Origin of the sequence: uncultured Bradyrhizobium sp. (assembly GCF_936943645.1) — a bacterium.
Lineage (GTDB): Bacteria > Pseudomonadota > Alphaproteobacteria > Rhizobiales > Xanthobacteraceae > Bradyrhizobium.
Map to the genome: position 1 here is coordinate 1 of NZ_CAKZJO010000010.1, position 19,135 is coordinate 19,135.

Consider the following 19,135-nt stretch of genomic DNA (forward strand, 5'->3'; position numbering starts at 1 on the left):
GACCGGCGGCGCCGTGCGCACGGCGCGCAGATCGCCTTCGATCATGGACAGGCGATCGACCACATGGCCGAGCGCGCTATGAACGGCTTCGAGCGAGTCCTGGGTGCTGCGGTTGGTCTCGGCCTGGCTGAAGCGGATGTCTGAGAGCTCGCGCTTGACCAGGTCGACCACGCCGGAATCCGCAGGCGCCGAATTGCGGCTCTCGGCGAGGGCCGAATAGGTCGCCTGTTGCCGCTCGAGATGCCTGAGGATGTCGTGCAGCCCGTCCTCGACACGGCTGAGATTGCCGTTGCGCGGGTCGGAGGCGGCTTCGATCCGCTCCAGCAGATAGGAGACGCGCTGTTCGAGATGCGCGAAGGTGGAAGCTGAATCGTTGCCGACCTGCATGCGGTCGAAACGATCCGACAGCGCGCGGATCGCAACTTCCAGATGTTCGGTGCTTTCGGACGGCTGCGGCCGCTCGCGGGTTTCCAGCGCTGCCGTGAGCGCAGCGATGCGCTGCTCCAGCACCGCAAAGCTGTCGCCCTGTCCGGACGAACGGGTGACCTGGTCGACCTTGGACGACAGCAGCTGCACGTCCTCGGACAGACGGGCCAGCGCTTCGTTGGAGGCGACGTTGGAGACGATGCCGCGCAGCGCCGAGATCGCGCTCTCGAGCTGATGCACCGTCGTGGGATCGTCATTGGCGCGCAGGATCAGGTCGAGCTTGGCGCCGAGATTGCGGATCGCCTCGTCGTAGCCGGTGAGCTGCTCGGCCGGCGTCAGCGTGCGCAGCACCTGCTTGATGTCGGACAGCGCGTGCTCGATGCCCGACAGCACCTGGCCGTCGGTGCCGTTGGAGCGGGTCTCGTCGATGCGCCGATGCAGCGAGCGGATCTCGTTCTCGATCGATTCGATCGCGCGCCGCGGCATCGCCTCGGTGATGGCGGCACGGATCTCGGCGAGCTCGCTGCGGAAGGCGTTGATGGCCTGCTCTGTATTGTCCGGACGCTGCAGCGATTCGATCTGGCTCGTGATCTTGAGCAGATGGCGCTCGAGCGAGGAGAAATCCGGCCCCGGCGGTGGTGGCGGCGGAGCGTAGGCAGGCGCAGGTGGCGCCATCGGAGGCACGTAGGGAGCAGCGGAAGGCGCAATCGAGGGCGCTGCGCGCGGCGGCAGCTGCCGCGGCGTGAAGCCGTCGAGCTCGCTCTGCCGCGCGGTGATCTCGGCGACGGCGACGTCGAACGACGCGGGGCTCAGGGGCGGGGCGTTGCGATAGACTTGCGCTGCCGCGCGCTCGACCGCATCGGCCTGGCGCTGGCGCGTTTCAACGGGTGAGGGCGCAGGCGCCGGACGCTGTGGCTGCTGCGGCTGGGGCTGCTGCGGACGGGAGATCTGCGACAGCCGCGCATCGAGCCGCGAGATCGCGTCGTTGAGCTGGCGTGCGACGCCCTGCTCGCGCGCGAGATCCGGTCTCGACGATGCGTCCTGCCGCGGGGCCGGCTTTGAAATCCGTTCGATCTGCTGGGTGATCGCGTCGAGCCGCTGATGGATATCCGCGACTTCGCGGCTCTCCTGACTCGGCAAAGGATTCGGCAAGGGATTCGGCATGGCTTGCGGACGTTGATCCTGACGCTGATCGTAAGGTCCGCGAAAGTTTGGCGGGGCAGTTTCGCCGAGCGTGGAGTTCAGCCAATCGTTGAGCGACATGCCCGCACGACGCGCAGCAGCTTCGGCCCGCTCCCTGACGGATGGATCGATACCGTCCACACTCCACGATACGCGCGAATTCATGACTCTGTCCGGTTCCGACTCCGGCGCCCCACCCGGCGCCTCCAGTCTTCCCACGCGTGCCGATTGCAAAGACAATCGAATTTGGCGCGGGTCGTCTGCCTCGAAAACCGACTTTTTCCTGTTACGGTAAATAACGAGTTAAGGAACGTGGCGCCGGGGTCTTAAAGTTGGACGGGGGACCGCCACGGAACCGGTGCGCTCCCTCCCCCGCTTGCGGGGGAGGGTCGGGGAGAGCGTGCCTCCGCGATGGGATAGTCCCCAAGAGGAGAAAGCCCTCACCCGCGCCTTCCGCGCGACCTCTCCCGCAAGCGGGAGAGGTTTCGGCACCGCCGTCGCTGATCGAGCTCTCAGCCCTTCTCCCGCTTGCCCTCGTCCAGCGGTACCACCGTGGCCTTGCCACTCATCGCCGACAGTGCGGCGAGTGTCTCTTCGCAGAAGTCGGCCACCATCTGCTCGTGGCGGGCCCCGAGGCGGAGCAGGAGCAGATTCCCGAGATCGAGCCGGCCTTCCGCCGTGCCGTCAGGGAAACGCTTCTTCAGGATGCGCTCGTAATTGGCGTGGCGGTCGCGGTGGTGCTCCAGGCGCGCCATCAGATCGGTGCGCAGCGGCTCGATGTCGATGCTGTCGAGGGCATGGAGGCGGACCAGGAGGTCGTCCTTGGTCGAGGCGGGCGTGCTTGGTCGCGCGGCCCAGTGCCGCAGTGCTGTTCGACCCTCCGGAGTGAGCGTATAAACCAGCTTGTTGGGCTTGCCCGATTGCACGACCTCGCGGCCCTGGATGTGGCCGCGGTCGCGCAGCTTGGAGAGCTCGCGGTAGATTTGCTGATGGTCGGCCTTCCAGAAGAAGCCGATCGAGGAGTCGAACGTCTTGGCGAGCTCGTAGCCCGTCATCGGGCGTTCCGTCAGGCATGCGAGGATTGCGTCGCCCAGGGCCATGACCACCGGCCTCCTTGTTTCATCGACCTCGCCCATCTCGCTTGACTTTATGCGCATTGGCGCATATGCGTCAATATGCATATAGGGGTAAGCAGGGCCGGGCGATGATCCGACCCGAAAAGCCCAGCGAAATCAATCGCCACGCTACTGTGCATGGGGTTGTTTTCGCATTTTTTGTCCAGGCCTTTAGGGAGGCAGCTGAGAATGACCGGCCTCGATTCCTGGTACGCCTACATGAAGTCACACGACCGCACCGCGCTCCGGGATCTCCTGCATCCCGACGCCGTGTTCGAAAGCCCGGTCGTCCACACGCCGCAGCGCGGGCGTGACATCACCTTCAAATACCTTTCCAGCGCCGAGCAGGTGCTCGGTGGACCCGATTTCACCTATGTCGGCGAATGGAAGAGCGAGCGCGGCGCCGTGCTCGAATTCAAGACCATGATCGACGGCATCGAGATCAACGGTGTCGACATCATCAGCTTCGATGCCGAGGGGCGCATCACCCATTTCAAGGTGATGGTGCGTCCGCTCAAGGCGATCAACATGCTGCACCGCCTGATGGCGGAGCAACTGGCCGCCCAATCATGACACTGCCCTGAGGTTGCAGAACCCGCTAAGCTCGCGGGCAAGGCTGCGCCGCAGGAAACACGCTGATATCACCGCTTTCCAAGGCCCATTGCCGGGAGAACCTCATGCCGATCTACAAAGCCCCCGTCGAAGACGTGAACTTCCTGCTCAACGACGTCTTCCAGATCGACCGCTACGACAACCTCGCCGGTTTCTCCGACGCATCGAGCGACGTGCGCGAAGCCATCTTGGGCGAAGCCGCCAAGCTCGCCGAAGAGGTGCTGCAGCCGCTCAACCGCGTCGGCGATCTCGAAGGCTGCAAGCGCGCCGATGACGGCAGCGTCACCACGCCGAAGGGCTTCAAGGACGCGTTCAAGCAGGTCGCAGAAGGCGGCTGGCTTGGTCTCTCCGCGCCGACCGAGTTCGGCGGCCAGGGCCTGCCGGTGACGCTCTCGCAGGCCGTCAACGAATTCCAGATCTCCGCCAACATGGCGTTCTCGATGTATGGCGGCCTCACCATGGGCGCGACCGCAGCGCTCCTGGTGCACGGCACGCCCGAGCAGAAGCAGACCTACGTCCCGAAGATGGTCGCCGGCGAATGGACCGGCACCATGAACCTGACCGAGCCGCATTGCGGCACCGACCTCGGCATGCTCCGCACCAAGGCGGTGCGCCAGGCCGACGGCAGCTTCAAGATCACGGGCACCAAGATCTTCATCTCGGCCGGCGAGCATGACCTTGCTCCCAACATCATCCACCTCGTGCTCGCCCGCATCGAGGGCGCACCCGCCGGCATCAAGGGCGTGTCGCTGTTCGTGGTGCCCAAATTCCTTGTGAATGCGGATGGGTCAGTGGGTGCCCGCAACGGCGTCGTCTGCGGCTCGATCGAGCACAAGATGGGCATTCACGGCAATTCCACCTGCGTGATGAACTACGACAGCGCCACCGGCTGGCTGATCGGCGAAGAGAACAAGGGCATGCAGGGCATGTTCGTGATGATGAACGAGGCCCGCCTCGGCGTCGCCGTTCAGGGCCTCGCGCAGTCCGAGGTCGCCTATCAGAACGCCGTCGCCTATGCCCGCGAGCGCATCCAGGGCCGTTCGCTGACCGGCGCCAAGGCGCCGGACAAGCAGGCCGACCCGATCATCGTGCATCCCGACGTGCGCCGCACGCTGCTCTCGATCCGCGCCTTCAACGAGGCCGCGCGCGCCTTCGTGATGTGGACCGCGCTGAAGAGCGACGTCGCCCATCGCTCCGAAGACCCGAAGGACCGTCAGGCAGCCGACGACCATATGGGCCTGATGACCCCGGTGCTGAAGGGCTTCCTCACCGATTACGGCTTCGCCAACGCGGTGCAGGCCCAGCAGATGTATGGCGGCCACGGCTACATCGCCGAGCAGGGCATGGAGCAGTTCGTGCGCGATGCGCGCATCGCGATGATCTATGAAGGTGCCAACGGCATCCAGGCGCTCGACCTCGTCGGCCGCAAGCTGCCGCGCGACGGCGGCCGCGCCATCATGGCCTTCTTCGGCGAGGTCATGGCCTTCGCCAAGGAGAATGGCGGCGACGAGGCGCTGAAGCCCTTCATCACCCCGCTCTCGGCCTCGCTCGGCCATCTGCAGCAGGCGACCACCTGGCTGATGCAGAACGCGATGGCGAAGCCCGACAATGCCGGCGCCGCCGCAACCGATTACCTGCACCTCTTCGGCTTCGTCGCGCTCGGCTACATGTGGGCGAAGATGGCGAAGGTCACGAACGCCAAGATTGCCGAAGGCGGGGCGACGCCCTATCTCTCGACCAAGCTCGTCACGGGCCGCTTCTTCATGGAGCGGATGCTGCCGGAGACGGCCGCCAATCTCGCGCGCATCCAGGCCGGCTGCGCCACCATCATGGAATTGCCCGCGGAAGCGTTCTGAGGCTTTCCGCGTCACCAGAGATTGCGACCGCGCCCGCGGTCGCCACTGACATCACTGCAATCAGGAGGCTCCCATGGCAGATGCCTATATCTATGATCACGTCCGCACCCCCCGCGGCCGCGGCAAGGCCGACGGTTCGCTGCACGAAGTGACCGCGCTCGCGCTCGCCACCGTGCCGCTGAAGGCGCTCAAGGACCGCAACAATCTGCCGGAGGATTCGGTCGACGACGTCATCCTCGGCGTGGTCGATCCGGTCGGCGAAGCGGGCAGCGACATCGCGCGCTTTGCCGCGCTGAAAGCCGGTCTCGGCGAAGCCGTCCCCGGCGTGCAGATCAGCCGCTTCTGCGCCTCCGGCCTCGATGCCGTGAATTTCGCCGCCGCGCAGGTCATGAGCGGCCAGCATGAGCTGGTGATCGGCGGCGGCGCGGAATCGATGAGCCGCGTCGGCATCGGCGCCTCCGGCGGCGCCTGGCCAATGGATCCCTCGATGGCTGTCCCCGCTTACTTCATGCCGCAGGGCGTCTCGGCCGACCTGATCGCGACCAAATACGGTTTCTCCCGCGACGACGTCGACGCCTACGCCGTGCAGAGCCAGCAGCGTGCGGCGAAGTCCTGGGAAGAAGGCCGCTTCGACAAGTCGATCGTGCCGGTCAAGGACATCAACGGCCTCACCATCCTCGCCAAGGACGAGCACATGCGTCCTTCGACGACGATGCAATCGCTGGCGCAGCTGCAGCCCTCGTTCACGATGATGGCGCAGATGGGCGGTTTCGACGGCGTCGCGATCCAGTCGCACCCCGAGATCGAGCGCGTCAATTACGTGCATCACGCCGGCAACTCCTCGGGCATCGTCGACGGCGCCAGCGCCGTGCTGCTCGGCAGCAAGGATGCGGGCAGCAAATATGGTCTCAAGCCGCGTGCAAAGATCCGCGCCTTCGCCAACATCGGCTCGGAGCCGGCGATGATGCTGACCGGTCCGGTCGACGTCACCGAGAAGCTGTTCGCGCGCTCGGGCATGAAGAAGTCCGACATCGACCTGTTCGAGCTGAACGAGGCCTTCGCTTCGGTCGTGCTGCGTTACATCCAGGCCTTCGACATCGACAACGCCAAGATCAACGTCAATGGCGGCGCGATCGCGCTCGGCCATCCGTTAGGGGCCACCGGCGCGATGATCCTCGGCACCGTGCTCGACGAGCTCGAGCGTACCAACAAGTCCACCGCCCTCGTGACGCTGTGCATCGGCGGCGGCATGGGCACCGCGACCATCATCGAGCGCGTCTAAGGGTTGAGGAGCAACCAGCATGTCGTACAAGAACTTCAAGGTTGAGACCGATTCAGACGGCATCGCGCTCGTCACCTGGGATATCCCGGGCCGTTCCATGAACGTGCTCGACGAGACCTCGACCAACGAACTCGACGCGATCGTCAAGGCGACCACGGCGGATGCCGCGGTGAAGGGCGTCGTCATCACTTCCGCCAAGGACGCGTTCTGCGCCGGCGCGGATTTGTCCATGCTCGAAGGCATGAACCAGGCCTATGCCAAGGTCTTCAAGGAGCAGGGTGAGACCGCGGCGAACCAGATGCTGTTCGACCAGAGCCGCCGCTTCTCGCTGGTGCTGCGCTCGATCGAGACGTCAGGCAAGCCGTGGGCGGCCGCGATCAACGGCCTCGCGCTCGGCGGCGGCTTCGAGATCACGCTGTGCTGCCACTACCGCGTGGCGGCCGAGAATCCCAAGACCCGCCTCGGTCTGCCCGAGGTCAAGGTCGGCCTGTTCCCGGGCGCCGGCGGCACGCAGCGCGTGCCGCGCCTGGTGCCGCCGCAGGATGCGATGACGATCCTGCTCAAGGGTGATCCGGTCACCGTCGAGAAGGCCAAGGCGCTGAATTTGATTCACGCCATCGTTCCCGCAGCCGACCTGGTCAAGGCCGCCAAGGACTGGATCAAGGGCGGCGGCAAGGCCGTCGCACCCTGGGACGAGAAGGGCTTCAAGCTGCCGGGCGGTCCGGTGTTCTCCAAGGCCGGCATGATGATGTTCCCGGCCGGCAACGCGATCTATCGCCGCGAGACCTACGACAACTACCCGGCCGCGCGCGCGATCATGAGCTGCGTCTATGAAGGCCTGCAGCTGCCGATCGACGCGGCGCTGCGGGTGGAGTCGCGCTACTTCACCTCGGTGCTGCGCTCGAAGGAAGCGGCGGCGATGATCCGCAGCCTGTTCCTGTCGATGCAGGAGCTCAACAAGGGTGCGCGCCGTCCGAAGGACGTGCCCGCGACCAAGGTGAAGAAGATCGCCGTGATCGGCGCCGGCTTCATGGGCGCCAGCGTCGGCTACGTCTCGGCCCGTGCCGGCCTCGACGTTGTCCTGATCGATCGCGACCAGGAGAGCGCCGACAAGGGCAAGGCGCACGCGCAGAAGGTGATCGAGGAGCAGATCAAGAAGGGTCGCGCCAAGCCCGCGGACGCCGAAGCGCTGCTCGCGCGCATCACGCCGACCGCGGACTATGCCGCGCTGAAGGACGTCGACCTCGTCATCGAGGCCGTGTTCGAGGACCGCAAGGTCAAGGCTGACACCTTCGCCAAGGCGCAGGAGCATATGAAGCCGGACGTGATCTTCGCCTCGAACACCTCGACGCTGCCGATCACTTCTCTTGCTGAATCCTTCAAGGACCAGGGCAAGTTCGTCGGCATTCACTTCTTCTCGCCGGTCGAGAAGATGATGCTGGTCGAGATCATCCTCGGCAAGAACACCGGCGACCTCGCGCTCGCGACTGCGCTCGACTACGTCCGCCAGATCGGCAAGACGCCGATCGTGGTCAACGATAGCCGTGGCTTCTTCGCCAACCGCTGCGTCGGCCGCTATGTCGCCGAGGGCAACGAGATGTTCCTGGAAGGCGTGCCGCCGGCGATGATCGAGAACTGCGCCAAGATGGCCGGCATGCCGGTCGGCCCGCTCTCGCTCTCGGACGAAGTCGCGCTCGACCTCGGCCTCAAGATCATGAAGGCGACGGAAGCCGATCTCGGCCCCAACGCCATCAATCCCGATCAGAAGAAGCTGATGGTGGAGATGGTCGAGAAGCAGGGCCGTCTCGGCCGCAAGAACAGCAAGGGCTTCTACGACTATCCCGAGAAGGGCAAGGGCTCGAAGAGCCTGTGGCCGGGCCTCTCGGCCCTGCAGCCGAAGCAGCTCGATCCTGACACGCTCGACGTCGAGGAACTGAAGCAGCGCTTCCTGGTGGTGCAGGCGGTGGAAGCCGCGCGCACTGTCGAGGATCACGTCATCACCGATCCGCGCGAAGCGGATGTCGGCTCGATCCTCGGCTTCGGCTTCGCGCCGTTCACCGGTGGCACGCTGTCCTATATCGACTTCATGGGCACGAAGAAGTTCGTCGAACTCTGCCACAAGCTGGAAGCGAAGTACGGCTCGCGCTTCACCCCGCCCAAGCTGCTCGAGGAGATGGCGGCAAAGGGCGAAACCTTCTACGGCCGCTTCGCGCCGAAGAAGGCGGCGGCCTGATCAACGACTGTCGTCCCGGACAAGCTCACGGCAACGCGCGAGCGTTGCTGTGAGCGCCGATCCGGAACCCATAATCACAGGATGTGGTTTGGTGCAGACTGGGTCCACGCGTTCGCGGGGACGACGGCAAATCAAGAAGGCCGGATCATGGATCCGGCCTTCTTCGTGCCCCGCGGCCGCTTATTTCGCCTGCGCGAGGCCTTCCTTCTGCAGCGCTGCCTGCACCTGCGGCCGGGCCGCGACGCGGGCCTTGTAGGCCATGAGGTTCGGCATCGCTGAGAGATCGAACTTCATCCGGTCGCCCCAGGTCAGCATCGTGAACAGATAGCCGTCGGCCACCGTGAACTGCTTGCCCATCAGGTAGTCGCGGCCGGCGAGCTGGCTGTCGATATATTTCAGCTTGCCCATGACGCGATCCCTGAAGAAGGCCTTGGCTTCGTCGTTGAGCGCCGGCGCAAACATCGGGCCGAAGTTCTTGTGCACCTCGGAGGTGAGGAAGTTGAGCCACTCCAGCAGCTTGTAGCGCTCGGAACTGCCGTGGGCCGGCGCCAGCGCCTTGGCCGCAGCCTGATCGGCGATCATCTGGACAATCACCGGCCCTTCGGTCACGATCTCGCCGCTGTCGAGGCCCAGCGCAGGGACCTGGCCCTTGGGGTTCAGCTTCAGATAATCCTCACCATTTTCGAGCTTCTTGGCCCGGATATCGACCTTGACCAGCTCATAGGGCAGGCCGGCTTCCAGGAGCGCGATGTGGGGGGACAGCGAGCAGGCACCGGGCGAATAGTACAGCTTCATGGAATTTCCTTCTCTTGAGCTTGGTTCGGCCGAAAGAGCGATTACATGCATCTGCTTGGAATAGTCAAGATTGATGCACCTGCATCAAATGGGGTAAGAGACGGGCGACGAGCTTGAGCGGGACCATGAAACGCAAACCATCGACCGAGGCGACTTCCGCCTGGATCCGCCTGATGCGGGTGCAGAGCCGCGTGCTCGATTGCGTCGAGCAGGACCTGAAGAAGGCGGGCTTCCCGCCGCTGGCATGGTACGACGCGCTGCTGGAATTGTCGCGTGCTCCCTCGGGCGAGCTGCGGCCGGTGGAACTCGAACGGCAGATGCTGATCCCGCAATATTCCACCTCGCGCCTGATCGACCGCCTGGTCGACGAGGGCCTCGCCTCGCGGCGCGAATGCAAGATCGACAAGCGCGGCCAGTTCGTCGAGATCACCGAGGCCGGCCGCGAGCTGCAGAAGCGGATGTGGGGCGCCTACTCCGCCGCGATCGAGAAATATGTCGGCTCGAAACTGTCCGATGCCGATGCCGTCAAGCTCAGCGGTCTGCTCGACCGGCTGGGCTGCTCGTGCGGCGAGATGAAGCTGCCGCCCGTCGCCCAAGCCAACGCCAACACCAACGAAACCTCGCCGTCGCGATGATCGCGCGGCAAACCCGCTCGTCCGTGCGCCCGGTGGGTTCGCGGACCATCCCCGTCACCCGCGCGCATTCGATCGAAGCGCCTTTGATTAGAGTTTGATATGGCGCGAGACCAGATCGATATGACGCCGCTGCAGTCACGCGACGAGCTCGTGGCGTGGTTCGAGGCCGGCTGCAAGCCGGCGTCCGAGTGGCGCATGGGCACCGAGCACGAGAAGACGCCGTTCACGCTCGAAGGCCACCATCCGGTGCCTTACGAAGGCGCGCGGGGCATCGGCGCGCTGCTCGAAGGCATGAAGCTCCTGCTCGGCTGGGAGCCGATCATGGAGAAGGGCAACATCATCGGCCTCTACGACGTCACCGGCGGCGGGGCGATCTCGCTCGAGCCCGGCGGGCAGTTCGAGCTCTCAGGCGCCCCGGTCGAGAACGTGCATCAGACCCAGAGCGAGCTGATGGCGCACCTGGCGCAGGTGCGCGAGATCGCGACGCCGCTCGGCATCGGCTTCCTCGGCCTCGGCATGACCCCGTCCTGGTCGCGCGCCGACATCCCGATGATGCCCAAGGGCCGCTACAAGATCATGACCAATTACATGCCGAAGGTCGGCCAGTACGGCCTCGACATGATGTACCGGACCTGCACGGTGCAGACCAATCTCGACTTCTCCTCCGAAGCCGACATGGTCAAGAAGCTGCGCGTGTCGCTCGCGCTGCAGCCGGTGGCAACTGCGCTGTTCGCCAATTCGCCGTTCACCGAAGGCAAGCCGAACGGCTTTTTGTCCTTCCGCTCCGATATCTGGCGCGACACCGACAATGCGCGGTCGGGCATGATGCCGTGGGCGTTCGAGGACGGCATGGGCTTCGAGCGTTATGTCGACTACGCGCTCGACGTGCCCATGTATTTCGTCAAGCGCGACGAGGACTATATCGACGTGTCGGGCTCCTCGTTCCGCGCCTTCTTCGAGGGCCGCAACAACAATCTTCCCGGCGAGCGTCCGACGCTGTCGGACTGGGCCAACCATCTCTCCACGATCTTCCCGGAAGTGCGGCTCAAGCGCTATCTGGAGATGCGCGGCTCCGACGGCGGCCCGTGGGGCCGGCTGCCGGCGCTGCCGGCGTTCTGGGTCGGGCTGCTCTATGACGACGTCGCGCTCGACGCCGCCTGGGAGATCGTCAAGCACTGGACCGCGCCCGAGCGTCAGGCCCTGCGCGACGACGTGCCGCGCTTCGGCTTCAAGGCGCGGATCAAGAACCGCTATTTGTTCGAGATCGCCAAGGAATGCCTCGTTCTGGCACATGCGGGCCTGCGCCGGCGCGGCCGGATCGATCAGCTCGGGCGCGACGAAACGCGGCATCTGGAGCCGCTCGACCGCATCATCGATTCCGGCCGGACGCCGGCCGAGGAAATGTTGGACAAGTTCAACGGCCCCTGGAAGGGCTCGGTGGAACCGGCCTACGCGGAATACGCTTTCTAGACCATAGGCCAACGAGCCGGGTTTCAGCCGTTCATCGCCCATACAGGTTTGCGGCGATCAAATGACCGGCCGAAAAAACCGAGCGTCGTCAATAACTCGAAAGCTGTTCCGATGGGGAAGGGCCGCCAGTCCCGGGCCTTCATGGCAAAGGTCATGGCTTGCGTCGTGGCTTCTGTCACGCTGCTTTCGCTCGCCTTCGCGAGCGTGCCGGCACGCGCCCAGACGGCATTCGACCGGCCCGGCGGCGACTATTTCAGCGCGCCTGTCGCCTCAGGCGATCCCGAGGATTGCGCGCTACTGTGCGAGCGCGACCGCCGCTGCCGTTCGTGGAGCTTCAGCTATCCCGACGTCGAAGGCGGCTCGGCGGTGTGCTGGCTGAAGAACACCGTGCCGGCGCGCGTGCCGGGCAGCTGCTGCATCTCCGGCGTTCGCGGTGCCGGCGTGATCGAGCCGCGGGTCGAGGGCGTGGAGACGTCGATCGACCGTCCTGGCGGTGACTTACGCAATTTCGATCTGAAGGAAGGCGACGGCGTGGAGGCCTGCAAGGCCGCGTGCACTGCCGACAACAAATGCCGCGCCTTCACCTATGCCCGCCCCGGCTACACCGGGCGCGAGGCGCGCTGCTTCCTGAAAAAGGAAATCAAGCCGCCGCGCCGCAAGGCTGGGTTCACCTCGGGCGTGGTGCGGTAGGACCCGTGCCCCGGACGCAAAGCGGCTCTTCTTCAGCGCTGCGGTGCTGAGCCGGGGCCCATGTCACCAAGCATTCCGCTGCAGCATCCTGGGTCCCGGCTCTGCGCCGCATCGTTTCACGATGCATCTTGTCCGGGACACATGAGGCCTAAGCGTCCGCCGCAATCACCGTGAGCTCCGGCCACAGCGCTTTCCATCGCGCGGCCTTGGCCGCGTAATTTGCCGCGGAAAAATTCGGACCGGGGTTAGGTCGCGCGATCAGGCCCGCGACATCGTCAAACCCATGCGGCGCATAGACCTCGTAGCCGCCGCCGGCGCGCCTGACGCCGATTTGCGTGTTCTGCGTGAGGAAGCGGTCGATGCCTTCGCGCGAATCTCGCAGCGGCGGATAGGGCAGGCCGTGCTTGTCCGGATACCACAGATGCACGCGGGCCTGGTTGCGGATCTCGACCTTGGCGCCGAGATGGCCCAGCCGCTCCTGCAGCGTGCGTATGACCGCGTCCTCCGCCTCCCACGATGTATCAGCATCGAAATAGAACGCGTCGTAATCGGCGATGCCGTGCCCGACGGCCCGGCCCGAGAGCACGTTCCATACGGTCTGCACCAGGCATCCCGAGACCAGCCACGCGTCGGGAAGGGCGAGGCGATGCAGTTCAGCGACGATTGCGGCGTTGGCGGGATTCTGCAGCGCGAGGGTCAGAAATTCGTCGCGGTTCATCGCTGCTGTTCTCCCTCTCCCGCTCGCGGGAGAGGTGACGTGAGTGGAGGCTCAATGCACAGCGGTGAAGAACCGCGCCAGCCGGAAGCCGGACAGCCAAGTGTACACCGGCTGGCTGCGCATGCCGAGGTCCCAGGAGCCGACCACCGCATCGGCACGGCCGATCAGATTGTCGATCGGCAGCAGGCCGACGCCGCCGGATCGCAGCGGCACGCGGCTGTCGGCGGAGTTGTCGCGGTTATCGCCGAGCACGAAGAGATGGCCGGCCGGCACCGTCACCTCAGGCGTGTTGTCGAGCGGGCCGTTGTCGCGCATCTTGAAGATCAGATGTGAGACGCCGTTCGGCAGCGTCTCGACATAACGGTAGGCGGGCTCGCTGCCGCCATTGTCGTCCTCGGCCGCGCCAACGCCGTCCGGCTTCAGCTCGGCCGGGCGGTCGTTGATGAAGAGCTGGCCCTGCCGCATCTGAATGCGATCGCCGGGAAGCCCGACGACGCGCTTGACCCAGGCCTGCGAACGATCGCCGGGCCAGCGAAACACCACGACGTCGCCCTGCTTCGGCGTTTCCGCGAACACGCGGCCGCTCTCGGGCAGATTGATCTGGATCGGCAGCGACGACGTGCCGTAGCCATAGGGAAATTTCGAGGCGAGCAGCGCATCGCCGATCAGCAGCGTCGGCTCCATCGAGCCCGACGGCACGTAGAACGGCTCGGCAAGCGCGCCCTTGGCGATGAACACCGCGGCGACGATGCCGGCGAGCTGGACGATCTGCCCGCCCCAGCCGCTGCTCTTCCGCTTGGCGGCGACAGTTGCTTTCTCAACCCTCATGCGCCCGTTCCACCCACCGTGATGCGTTCCATCAGAAGCGACGGCTGGCCGACGCCGACCGGGACGCCCTGTCCGTTCTTGCCGCAAGTGCCGATGCCGGTATCGAGCGCGAGGTCGTTGCCGATCATGCGGATGCGATGCAAATCGGTCGGCCCGTTGCCGATCAGCATGGCGCCCTTCAGCGGCGCACCGATCTTGCCGTTCTCGATCTTGTAGGCCTCCGTGCACTGGAACACGTACTTGCCCGAGGTGATATCGACCTGGCCGCCGCCGAAATTCGCGGCGAACACGCCGTTCTTCACCGACGCCAGGATTTCGGCCGGATCGCGGTCGCCGGCGAGCATGTAGGTGTTGGTCATGCGCGGCATCGGCACATGGGCATAGCCCTGGCGGCGGCCGTTGCCGGTCGGCTTCATGTTCATCAGCCGTGCGTTCTGGCGGTCCTGCATGTAGCCGACCAGAATGCCGTCCTCGATCAGCACGGTGCGGTTGGTCGGCGTGCCCTCGTCGTCGATCGACAGCGAGCCGCGCCGCGAGGCAATGGTGCCGTCGTCGACCACGGTGACGCCCTTGGCTGCGACCTGCTGGCCCAACAGGCCGGCAAACGCAGATGTCTTCTTGCGGTTGAAATCGCCTTCGAGGCCATGGCCGACCGCTTCATGCAGCATCACACCGGGCCAGCCGGCCCCGAGCACGACGTCCATCTCGCCGGCGGGGGCGGGGATCGATTCCAGATTGACCAGCGCCTCGCGCAGCGCGCCGTCGGCGGCGTCGCGCCAGTTCTTGCTCTCGATGAATTCGGCATAGCCGGCGCGGCCGCCATAGCCCTTGCTGCCGCTCTCCTGACGGTCGCCCTGACCGGCAACGACGGAGACGTTGACGCGCACCAGCGGACGGATGTCGCGATAGCTCTCGCCGTCCGGCCTGAGGATCTCGACCACCTGCCAGGTCGCGCCGAGGCTGACGCTGACCTGCCGCACCCGCGGATCCTTGTCGCGCAGATAGGCGTCGATCTCGGCCAGCAGTTTTACTTTCGTCTCGAAGCCGGGGGCATCGAGCGGATTGTCGTCGCTGTAAAGCCGCACATTGGTATGCGGCGGCGGCGCGGCAAAGCTGCCGGAATAGCCGCCGCGCACGGCCGCGACCGCGTCCGCCGCGCGGATCAGCGCCGGCAGCGAGACGTCGGAGGAATGGGCGTAACCGACCGCGTCGTCCTTGACGGCGCGCAGGCCAAAGCCCTGCGAGGTGTCGTAGGTCGCCTGCTTCAGCCGCCCATTGTCGAACATCAGCGCTTCGGTCTGGCTGTACTCCAGGAACAGCTCACCGTCATCGGCACCGGAAAGCCCGCGCGCGACCTCGTGGCGAACCTGGTCGCGGTCGAGATTGGCGCGGTCGAGCAGGGAGGTCGTGGCAGGGTTTGTCATGCGTCCGTCCATTAGCGGAAGATGTGGGGCAAGATAATGGTTTCCCGGCAGTTCCGCGAGGGGCGGGGCGTCACATTACCGAAACGATAGGTGCAGCATGGTCGGTCGTCGAGCACGTGGCCGCAAGCATCAATCCATCACCGTCACCCTGAGGTACTCGGCTTGCAAAGCAAGGCGAGCCTCGAAGGGCGATGGACCGCCTGCATCTCGGCCGTACATCCTTCGAGGCTCGCACGGCAGCGCGATTGCGCTGCCGAACTCGCACCTCAGGATGACGGGATTGAGAATATGCGATCGGAAATCTGCCCCCTACGGCAGCTTGTCGTAGCCCTCACCCAGCCCGTTCAGGCTGAGCGGGAAGCCGATGCCTTCTTCCGGGGTCTCGAAGATGATGAAGGTGGCGGTCTTGGCGGTGCGGAGCTGGCCGAGCAGCTTGTCGTCCATGACGACCTCGGCGACGCAGCCATTGGGCAGGCAGCGGACGAATCCGGCGCGGCCGACGTCCTGGTTGTCGAGCTTGAGGCCGAGGCCGGAGGGCAGCAGGACACCCAGGGGCGCGACCACGCGCATCAGGCGGCTCTTCTGGTCGGCGGTCTTCAGCACGATGACGGTCAGGCCGGCATTGGAACGGTCCTCCGCCACAACGCTCTGGATCAGGGCGCATTGCTCGGTCTGGGCGCCGGGCGGGGTGTCGCAGCGAATCTGCCAGTCGCCATGGACGGAGCGCACTGCGCCCTGCGCATGAGCAAGGCCGGGAAGCGCCAGAAGGACGATCGCCGCCAGCAGGCCTGCCAGCGCCGGGAGGCGGTCAGCCAGCGATCTCGCCTGCCTTGCCGTCGATTTCGAAAGCCCCATCGGGTCGGTCCCTCTGCTCGCCTGGGTCGCTCGCGCTTGGCGGACTAATCTGGCGGACTGATACGGGAATGACGGCGTCTTGAAGGCGATTCCCAAGCAAATTCCACGCCGCCTCGCACCGCCGCCGCCCGCACGAATCAGGTTCCTGCGCGGCCATCTGGCAGTGCCTAACGCGGGCAATTCCGCTGTCAAGCCGCAGCATCCCGGCCAACGGTATTTTTGTCCGATATTACTAGGAATTATCTTGCGGGTGATGGCTGGCAGACCGGCCTCAAGACTGCATTGCGATAGATCAAAAATTATGGTTTGAGAGGCTTGATTTCGGCGTTCTAGCGATCTGGCCCCAATTCCTCTTAGAGGTATTCTTGCGCGGCGGTTTGTCAGGCGGGCGGATCGAATAAGCGTTTTCCGGAGACAGGGGAGCGCACTTGGGGTGATTTCGTAAGGGGAGCGCGAACGGCATGAGGATGTCGATGGGCCGGATGGGCCGGCACTTGCTGGGATTGGCCGTGGCGGGTCTGACGCTGGCGACGGGCGGCGCGGCATTTGCCGAGCTCGGGCAGCCGAAGCCTTGGGAATGGACGCTTCAGGAGTCCGGCTCCCCGGTGATGGACAACATCGTCTGGTTCCACAACTTCCTGTTCGTGCTGATCACCCTGATCACGCTGTTTGTTCTGGCGCTGCTCGTGGTCGTGGTCATCAAGTTCAACGCGCGGGCGAACCCGGTTCCCTCGCGCACCACCCACAACACGCTGATCGAGGTGGCCTGGACGCTCGTTCCCGTGCTGATCCTGGTCGGCATCTCGGTGCCGTCGTTCCGGCTTCTGTTCCTCGAGCTCGACGTGCCGAAGGCGGATATCACCGTCAAGGCGACCGGCAAGCAGTGGTACTGGTCCTACGCCTATCCCGATAACGGCAAGTTCGAGTTCGACTCGCTGATGGCGCAGGACAAGCAGCCCCGTCTGCTCGGAGTCGACAACGAGATGGTGGTGCCGGTCAACAAGGTGATTCGTGTCCAGGTCACGGGTGCCGACGTCATCCACGCCTTCGCCCTGCCGGCTTTCGGCGTCAAGATCGACGCCATTCCGGGCCGGCTGAACGAGACCTGGTTCAAGGCGACCAAGACCGGCATGTTCTACGGTCAGTGTTCGGAGCTCTGCGGCAAGGACCACGCCTTCATGCCGATCGCGATTCGCGTCGTGGAGGACAAGGAGTTCGCCTCCTGGGTCGAGACGGCGAAGAAGAAATTTGCGAGCGGCGGCACCAGCACCTACGCCTCCGCAGCCGGCCCGACGCAGTGAGCGTCGGGTGACGGCTTTCAGGGACTGAAAGCGATATAAGGGCGGGACCTCCAGAGGTCCGAATGGGACGCAAGGCAGGATTTGAAAATGGCAACGAGCGCAGCGGCACACGGCGATCACGCCCACGGACATGACGAGCATGCCCATCCGACCGGATGGCGGCGCTACGTCTATTCGACCAACCACAAGGACATCGGCACGATGTACCTGATCTTCGCGGTCATCGCCGGTATCATCGGCGCCGCGATGTCGATCGCGATCCGTGCCGAGCTGATGTATCCGGGCGTGCAGATCTTCCATGAGACGCACACCTACAACGTCTTCGTGACCTCTCACGGCCTGATCATGATCTTCTTCATGGTCATGCCCGCGATGATCGGCGGCTTCGGCAACTGGTTCGTGCCGCTGATGATCGGCGCGCCCGACATGGCGTTCCCGCGCATGAACAACATCTCGTTCTGGCTGCTGCCGGCTTCCTTCGGCCTGCTGCTGATGTCGACCTTCGTCGAGGGCGAGCCGGGCGCCAACGGCGTCGGCGCCGGCTGGACCATGTACGTGCCGCTGTCGAGCTCCGGTCATCCGGGCCCGGCCGTCGACTTCGCGATCCTGTCGCTGCATCTGGCGGGCGCCTCGTCGATCCTCGGCGCCATCAACTTCATCACCACCATCTTCAACATGCGCGCGCCGGGCATGACCCTGCACAAGATGCCGCTGTTCGTGTGGTCGATCCTGGTGACGGTGTTCCTGCTGCTGCTGTCGCTGCCGGTGCTCGCCGGCGCGATCACCATGCTGCTCACGGACCGCAACTTCCACACCACGTTCTTCGCCCCCGACGGCGGCGGCGATCCCGTGCTGTTCCAGCATCTGTTCTGGTTCTTCGGCCACCCCGAGGTCTACATCCTGATCCTGCCCGCCTTCGGCATGATCAGCCAGATCGTCTCGACCTTCTCGCGCAAGCCCGTGTTCGGCTATCTCGGCATGGCCTACGCCATGGTCGCGATCGGCGGCATCGGTTTCGTGGTGTGGGCGCACCACATGTACACCGTCGGCATGTCCTCGGCGACGCAGGCCTATTTCGTCGCCGCGACCATGGTCATCGCGGTCCCGACCGGCGTGAAGATCTTCTCCTGGATCGCCACGATGTGGGGCGGCTCGATCGAGTTCCGCGCGCCGATGATCTGGGCCGTGGGCTTCATCTTCCTGTTCACGATCGGCGGCGTCACCGGCGTCGTGCTGGCGAATGCCGGCGTCGACCGCGTGCTGCAGGAGACCTACTACGTCGTCGCGCACTTCCACTACGTGCTGTCGCTCGGCGCGGTGTTCGGGATCTTTGCCGGCTGGTACTACTGGTTCCCGAAGATGTCGGGCTACATGTACAACGAGACGCTGGCGAAGGCGCATTTCTGGGTCACCTTCATCGGCGTCAACCTGGTGTTCTTCCCGCAGCACTTCCTCGGCCTGTCGGGCATGCCCCGCCGCTACGTCGACTATCCCGACGCGTTCGCGGGCTGGAACCTGGTGTCGTCGGTCGGTTCCTACATCTCCGGCTTCGGCGTGCTGATCTTCCTCTACTGCGTGCTCGACGCCTTCATGAAGAAGGTGCCGGCGGGCGACAATCCGTGGGGTGCCGGCGCGACCACGCTGGAATGGACGCTGCCCTCGCCGCCGCCCTTCCACCAGTTCGAAGTGCTGCCCCGCGTGCAGTAAGCCAAC

Annotated in this window: 16 protein-coding genes and 1 pseudogene; 9 read left to right on the forward strand and 8 right to left on the reverse strand. The window is 65.0% G+C overall.

Annotation, left to right across the window (positions count from 1 at the left end):
* Positions 1–1,773, reverse strand: a pseudogene (locus Q0743_RS01010) (hypothetical protein); the annotation flags it as partial.
* A 347-nt stretch (positions 1,774–2,120) separates the two neighbouring features.
* The gene (locus tag Q0743_RS01015) at positions 2,121–2,708 is read right to left on the reverse strand and encodes a PadR family transcriptional regulator (protein WP_298239740.1); all 588 of its coding nucleotides are present in this window, start codon (positions 2,706–2,708) and stop codon (positions 2,121–2,123) included.
* A gap of 204 nt (positions 2,709–2,912) precedes the next feature.
* Here Q0743_RS01015 and Q0743_RS01020 point away from each other — a divergent pair, with 204 nt between their 5' ends.
* The 4 genes from Q0743_RS01020 to Q0743_RS01035 all read left to right on the forward strand — a co-directional run bounded on the left by Q0743_RS01020 (position 2,913) and on the right by Q0743_RS01035 (position 8,706).
* Complete coding sequence (locus Q0743_RS01020) at positions 2,913–3,296, forward strand: nuclear transport factor 2 family protein (RefSeq protein ID WP_298239741.1); 384 nt, start codon at positions 2,913–2,915, stop codon at positions 3,294–3,296.
* A 104-nt stretch (positions 3,297–3,400) separates the two neighbouring features.
* Positions 3,401–5,191: an acyl-CoA dehydrogenase C-terminal domain-containing protein gene (locus Q0743_RS01025; protein ID WP_298239742.1), complete on the forward strand. Its 1,791-nt coding sequence runs from the start codon at positions 3,401–3,403 to the stop codon at positions 5,189–5,191.
* Between the two features lie 73 nt (positions 5,192–5,264).
* The gene (locus tag Q0743_RS01030) at positions 5,265–6,473 is read left to right on the forward strand and encodes an acetyl-CoA C-acetyltransferase (protein ID WP_298239743.1); all 1,209 of its coding nucleotides are present in this window, start codon (positions 5,265–5,267) and stop codon (positions 6,471–6,473) included.
* Positions 6,474–6,492: 19 nt separating this feature from the next.
* A complete protein-coding gene (locus Q0743_RS01035) occupies positions 6,493–8,706 on the forward strand; it encodes an FAD-dependent oxidoreductase (protein ID WP_298239744.1) in 2,214 nt (737 codons plus the stop codon).
* Positions 8,707–8,886: 180 nt separating this feature from the next.
* Here Q0743_RS01035 and gstA read toward each other — a convergent pair whose 3' ends face one another.
* A complete protein-coding gene (gene gstA, locus Q0743_RS01040; protein WP_298239745.1) occupies positions 8,887–9,501 on the reverse strand; it encodes a glutathione transferase GstA in 615 nt (204 codons plus the stop codon).
* A 125-nt stretch (positions 9,502–9,626) separates the two neighbouring features.
* Between gstA and Q0743_RS01045 the strand changes: the two genes are divergently transcribed.
* Entirely contained in the window at positions 9,627–10,136 is a 510-nt protein-coding gene (locus tag Q0743_RS01045; RefSeq protein ID WP_298239746.1) for a MarR family winged helix-turn-helix transcriptional regulator, read from the forward strand.
* A 99-nt stretch (positions 10,137–10,235) separates the two neighbouring features.
* Positions 10,236–11,606 (forward strand): glutamate--cysteine ligase, encoded by a 1,371-nt coding sequence (locus Q0743_RS01050; protein ID WP_298239747.1) that lies wholly within the window; start codon positions 10,236–10,238, stop codon positions 11,604–11,606.
* Positions 11,607–11,629: 23 nt separating this feature from the next.
* Here Q0743_RS01050 and Q0743_RS01055 read toward each other — a convergent pair whose 3' ends face one another.
* The gene (locus tag Q0743_RS01055; protein ID WP_298239782.1) at positions 11,630–11,761 is read right to left on the reverse strand and encodes a hypothetical protein; all 132 of its coding nucleotides are present in this window, start codon (positions 11,759–11,761) and stop codon (positions 11,630–11,632) included.
* On the opposite strand from Q0743_RS01055, the gene Q0743_RS01060 reads away from it, so the two are divergent.
* Positions 11,718–12,296: a PAN domain-containing protein gene (locus Q0743_RS01060; RefSeq protein WP_298239748.1), complete on the forward strand. Its 579-nt coding sequence runs from the start codon at positions 11,718–11,720 to the stop codon at positions 12,294–12,296. The genes Q0743_RS01055 and Q0743_RS01060 overlap by 44 nt on opposite strands.
* Positions 12,297–12,444: 148 nt before the next feature.
* Here the strand turns inward: Q0743_RS01060 and Q0743_RS01065 are convergent, their stop codons facing one another.
* From Q0743_RS01065 to Q0743_RS01080, 4 genes are all read right to left on the reverse strand, one after another.
* Entirely contained in the window at positions 12,445–13,014 is a 570-nt protein-coding gene (locus tag Q0743_RS01065) for a nucleotidyltransferase family protein (protein ID WP_298239749.1), read from the reverse strand.
* A 51-nt stretch (positions 13,015–13,065) separates the two neighbouring features.
* Positions 13,066–13,842: a signal peptidase I gene (gene lepB, locus Q0743_RS01070; protein WP_298239750.1), complete on the reverse strand. Its 777-nt coding sequence runs from the start codon at positions 13,840–13,842 to the stop codon at positions 13,066–13,068.
* Positions 13,839–15,266: a metalloprotease TldD gene (tldD, locus tag Q0743_RS01075; RefSeq protein ID WP_298239751.1), complete on the reverse strand. Its 1,428-nt coding sequence runs from the start codon at positions 15,264–15,266 to the stop codon at positions 13,839–13,841. The genes lepB and tldD overlap by 4 nt, the downstream gene beginning before the upstream one ends.
* Positions 15,267–15,575: 309 nt before the next feature.
* A complete protein-coding gene (locus tag Q0743_RS01080) occupies positions 15,576–16,121 on the reverse strand; it encodes an invasion associated locus B family protein (RefSeq protein WP_097657225.1) in 546 nt (181 codons plus the stop codon).
* Between the two features lie 461 nt (positions 16,122–16,582).
* Between Q0743_RS01080 and coxB the strand changes: the two genes are divergently transcribed.
* On the forward strand, positions 16,583–17,422 hold the full coding sequence (gene coxB, locus Q0743_RS01085) for a cytochrome c oxidase subunit II (protein ID WP_298239752.1): 840 nt from the start codon (positions 16,583–16,585) through the stop codon (positions 17,420–17,422).
* A gap of 87 nt (positions 17,423–17,509) precedes the next feature.
* Positions 17,510–19,129, forward strand: coding sequence for a cytochrome c oxidase subunit I (ctaD, locus tag Q0743_RS01090; protein WP_298239753.1), 1,620 nt, complete (start codon positions 17,510–17,512; stop codon positions 19,127–19,129).
* Positions 19,130–19,135: the final 6 nt, after the last annotated feature.

Coding starts and splice junctions, on each gene's coding strand:
- Q0743_RS01015 (WP_298239740.1), bottom strand. CDS start 2,708: ATGGCCCTGGGCGACGCAATCCTCGCATGCCTGACGGAACGCCCGATG.
- Q0743_RS01020 (WP_298239741.1), top strand. CDS start 2,913: ATGACCGGCCTCGATTCCTGGTACGCCTACATGAAGTCACACGACCGC.
- Q0743_RS01025 (WP_298239742.1), top strand. CDS start 3,401: ATGCCGATCTACAAAGCCCCCGTCGAAGACGTGAACTTCCTGCTCAAC.
- Q0743_RS01030 (WP_298239743.1), top strand. CDS start 5,265: ATGGCAGATGCCTATATCTATGATCACGTCCGCACCCCCCGCGGCCGC.
- Q0743_RS01035 (WP_298239744.1), top strand. CDS start 6,493: ATGTCGTACAAGAACTTCAAGGTTGAGACCGATTCAGACGGCATCGCG.
- gstA (WP_298239745.1), bottom strand. CDS start 9,501: ATGAAGCTGTACTATTCGCCCGGTGCCTGCTCGCTGTCCCCCCACATC.
- Q0743_RS01045 (WP_298239746.1), top strand. CDS start 9,627: ATGAAACGCAAACCATCGACCGAGGCGACTTCCGCCTGGATCCGCCTG.
- Q0743_RS01050 (WP_298239747.1), top strand. CDS start 10,236: ATGGCGCGAGACCAGATCGATATGACGCCGCTGCAGTCACGCGACGAG.
- Q0743_RS01060 (WP_298239748.1), top strand. CDS start 11,718: ATGGGGAAGGGCCGCCAGTCCCGGGCCTTCATGGCAAAGGTCATGGCT.
- Q0743_RS01055 (WP_298239782.1), bottom strand. CDS start 11,761: ATGACCTTTGCCATGAAGGCCCGGGACTGGCGGCCCTTCCCCATCGGA.
- Q0743_RS01065 (WP_298239749.1), bottom strand. CDS start 13,014: ATGAACCGCGACGAATTTCTGACCCTCGCGCTGCAGAATCCCGCCAAC.
- lepB (WP_298239750.1), bottom strand. CDS start 13,842: ATGAGGGTTGAGAAAGCAACTGTCGCCGCCAAGCGGAAGAGCAGCGGC.
- tldD (WP_298239751.1), bottom strand. CDS start 15,266: ATGACAAACCCTGCCACGACCTCCCTGCTCGACCGCGCCAATCTCGAC.
- Q0743_RS01080 (WP_097657225.1), bottom strand. CDS start 16,121: ATGGGGCTTTCGAAATCGACGGCAAGGCAGGCGAGATCGCTGGCTGAC.
- coxB (WP_298239752.1), top strand. CDS start 16,583: ATGAGGATGTCGATGGGCCGGATGGGCCGGCACTTGCTGGGATTGGCC.
- ctaD (WP_298239753.1), top strand. CDS start 17,510: ATGGCAACGAGCGCAGCGGCACACGGCGATCACGCCCACGGACATGAC.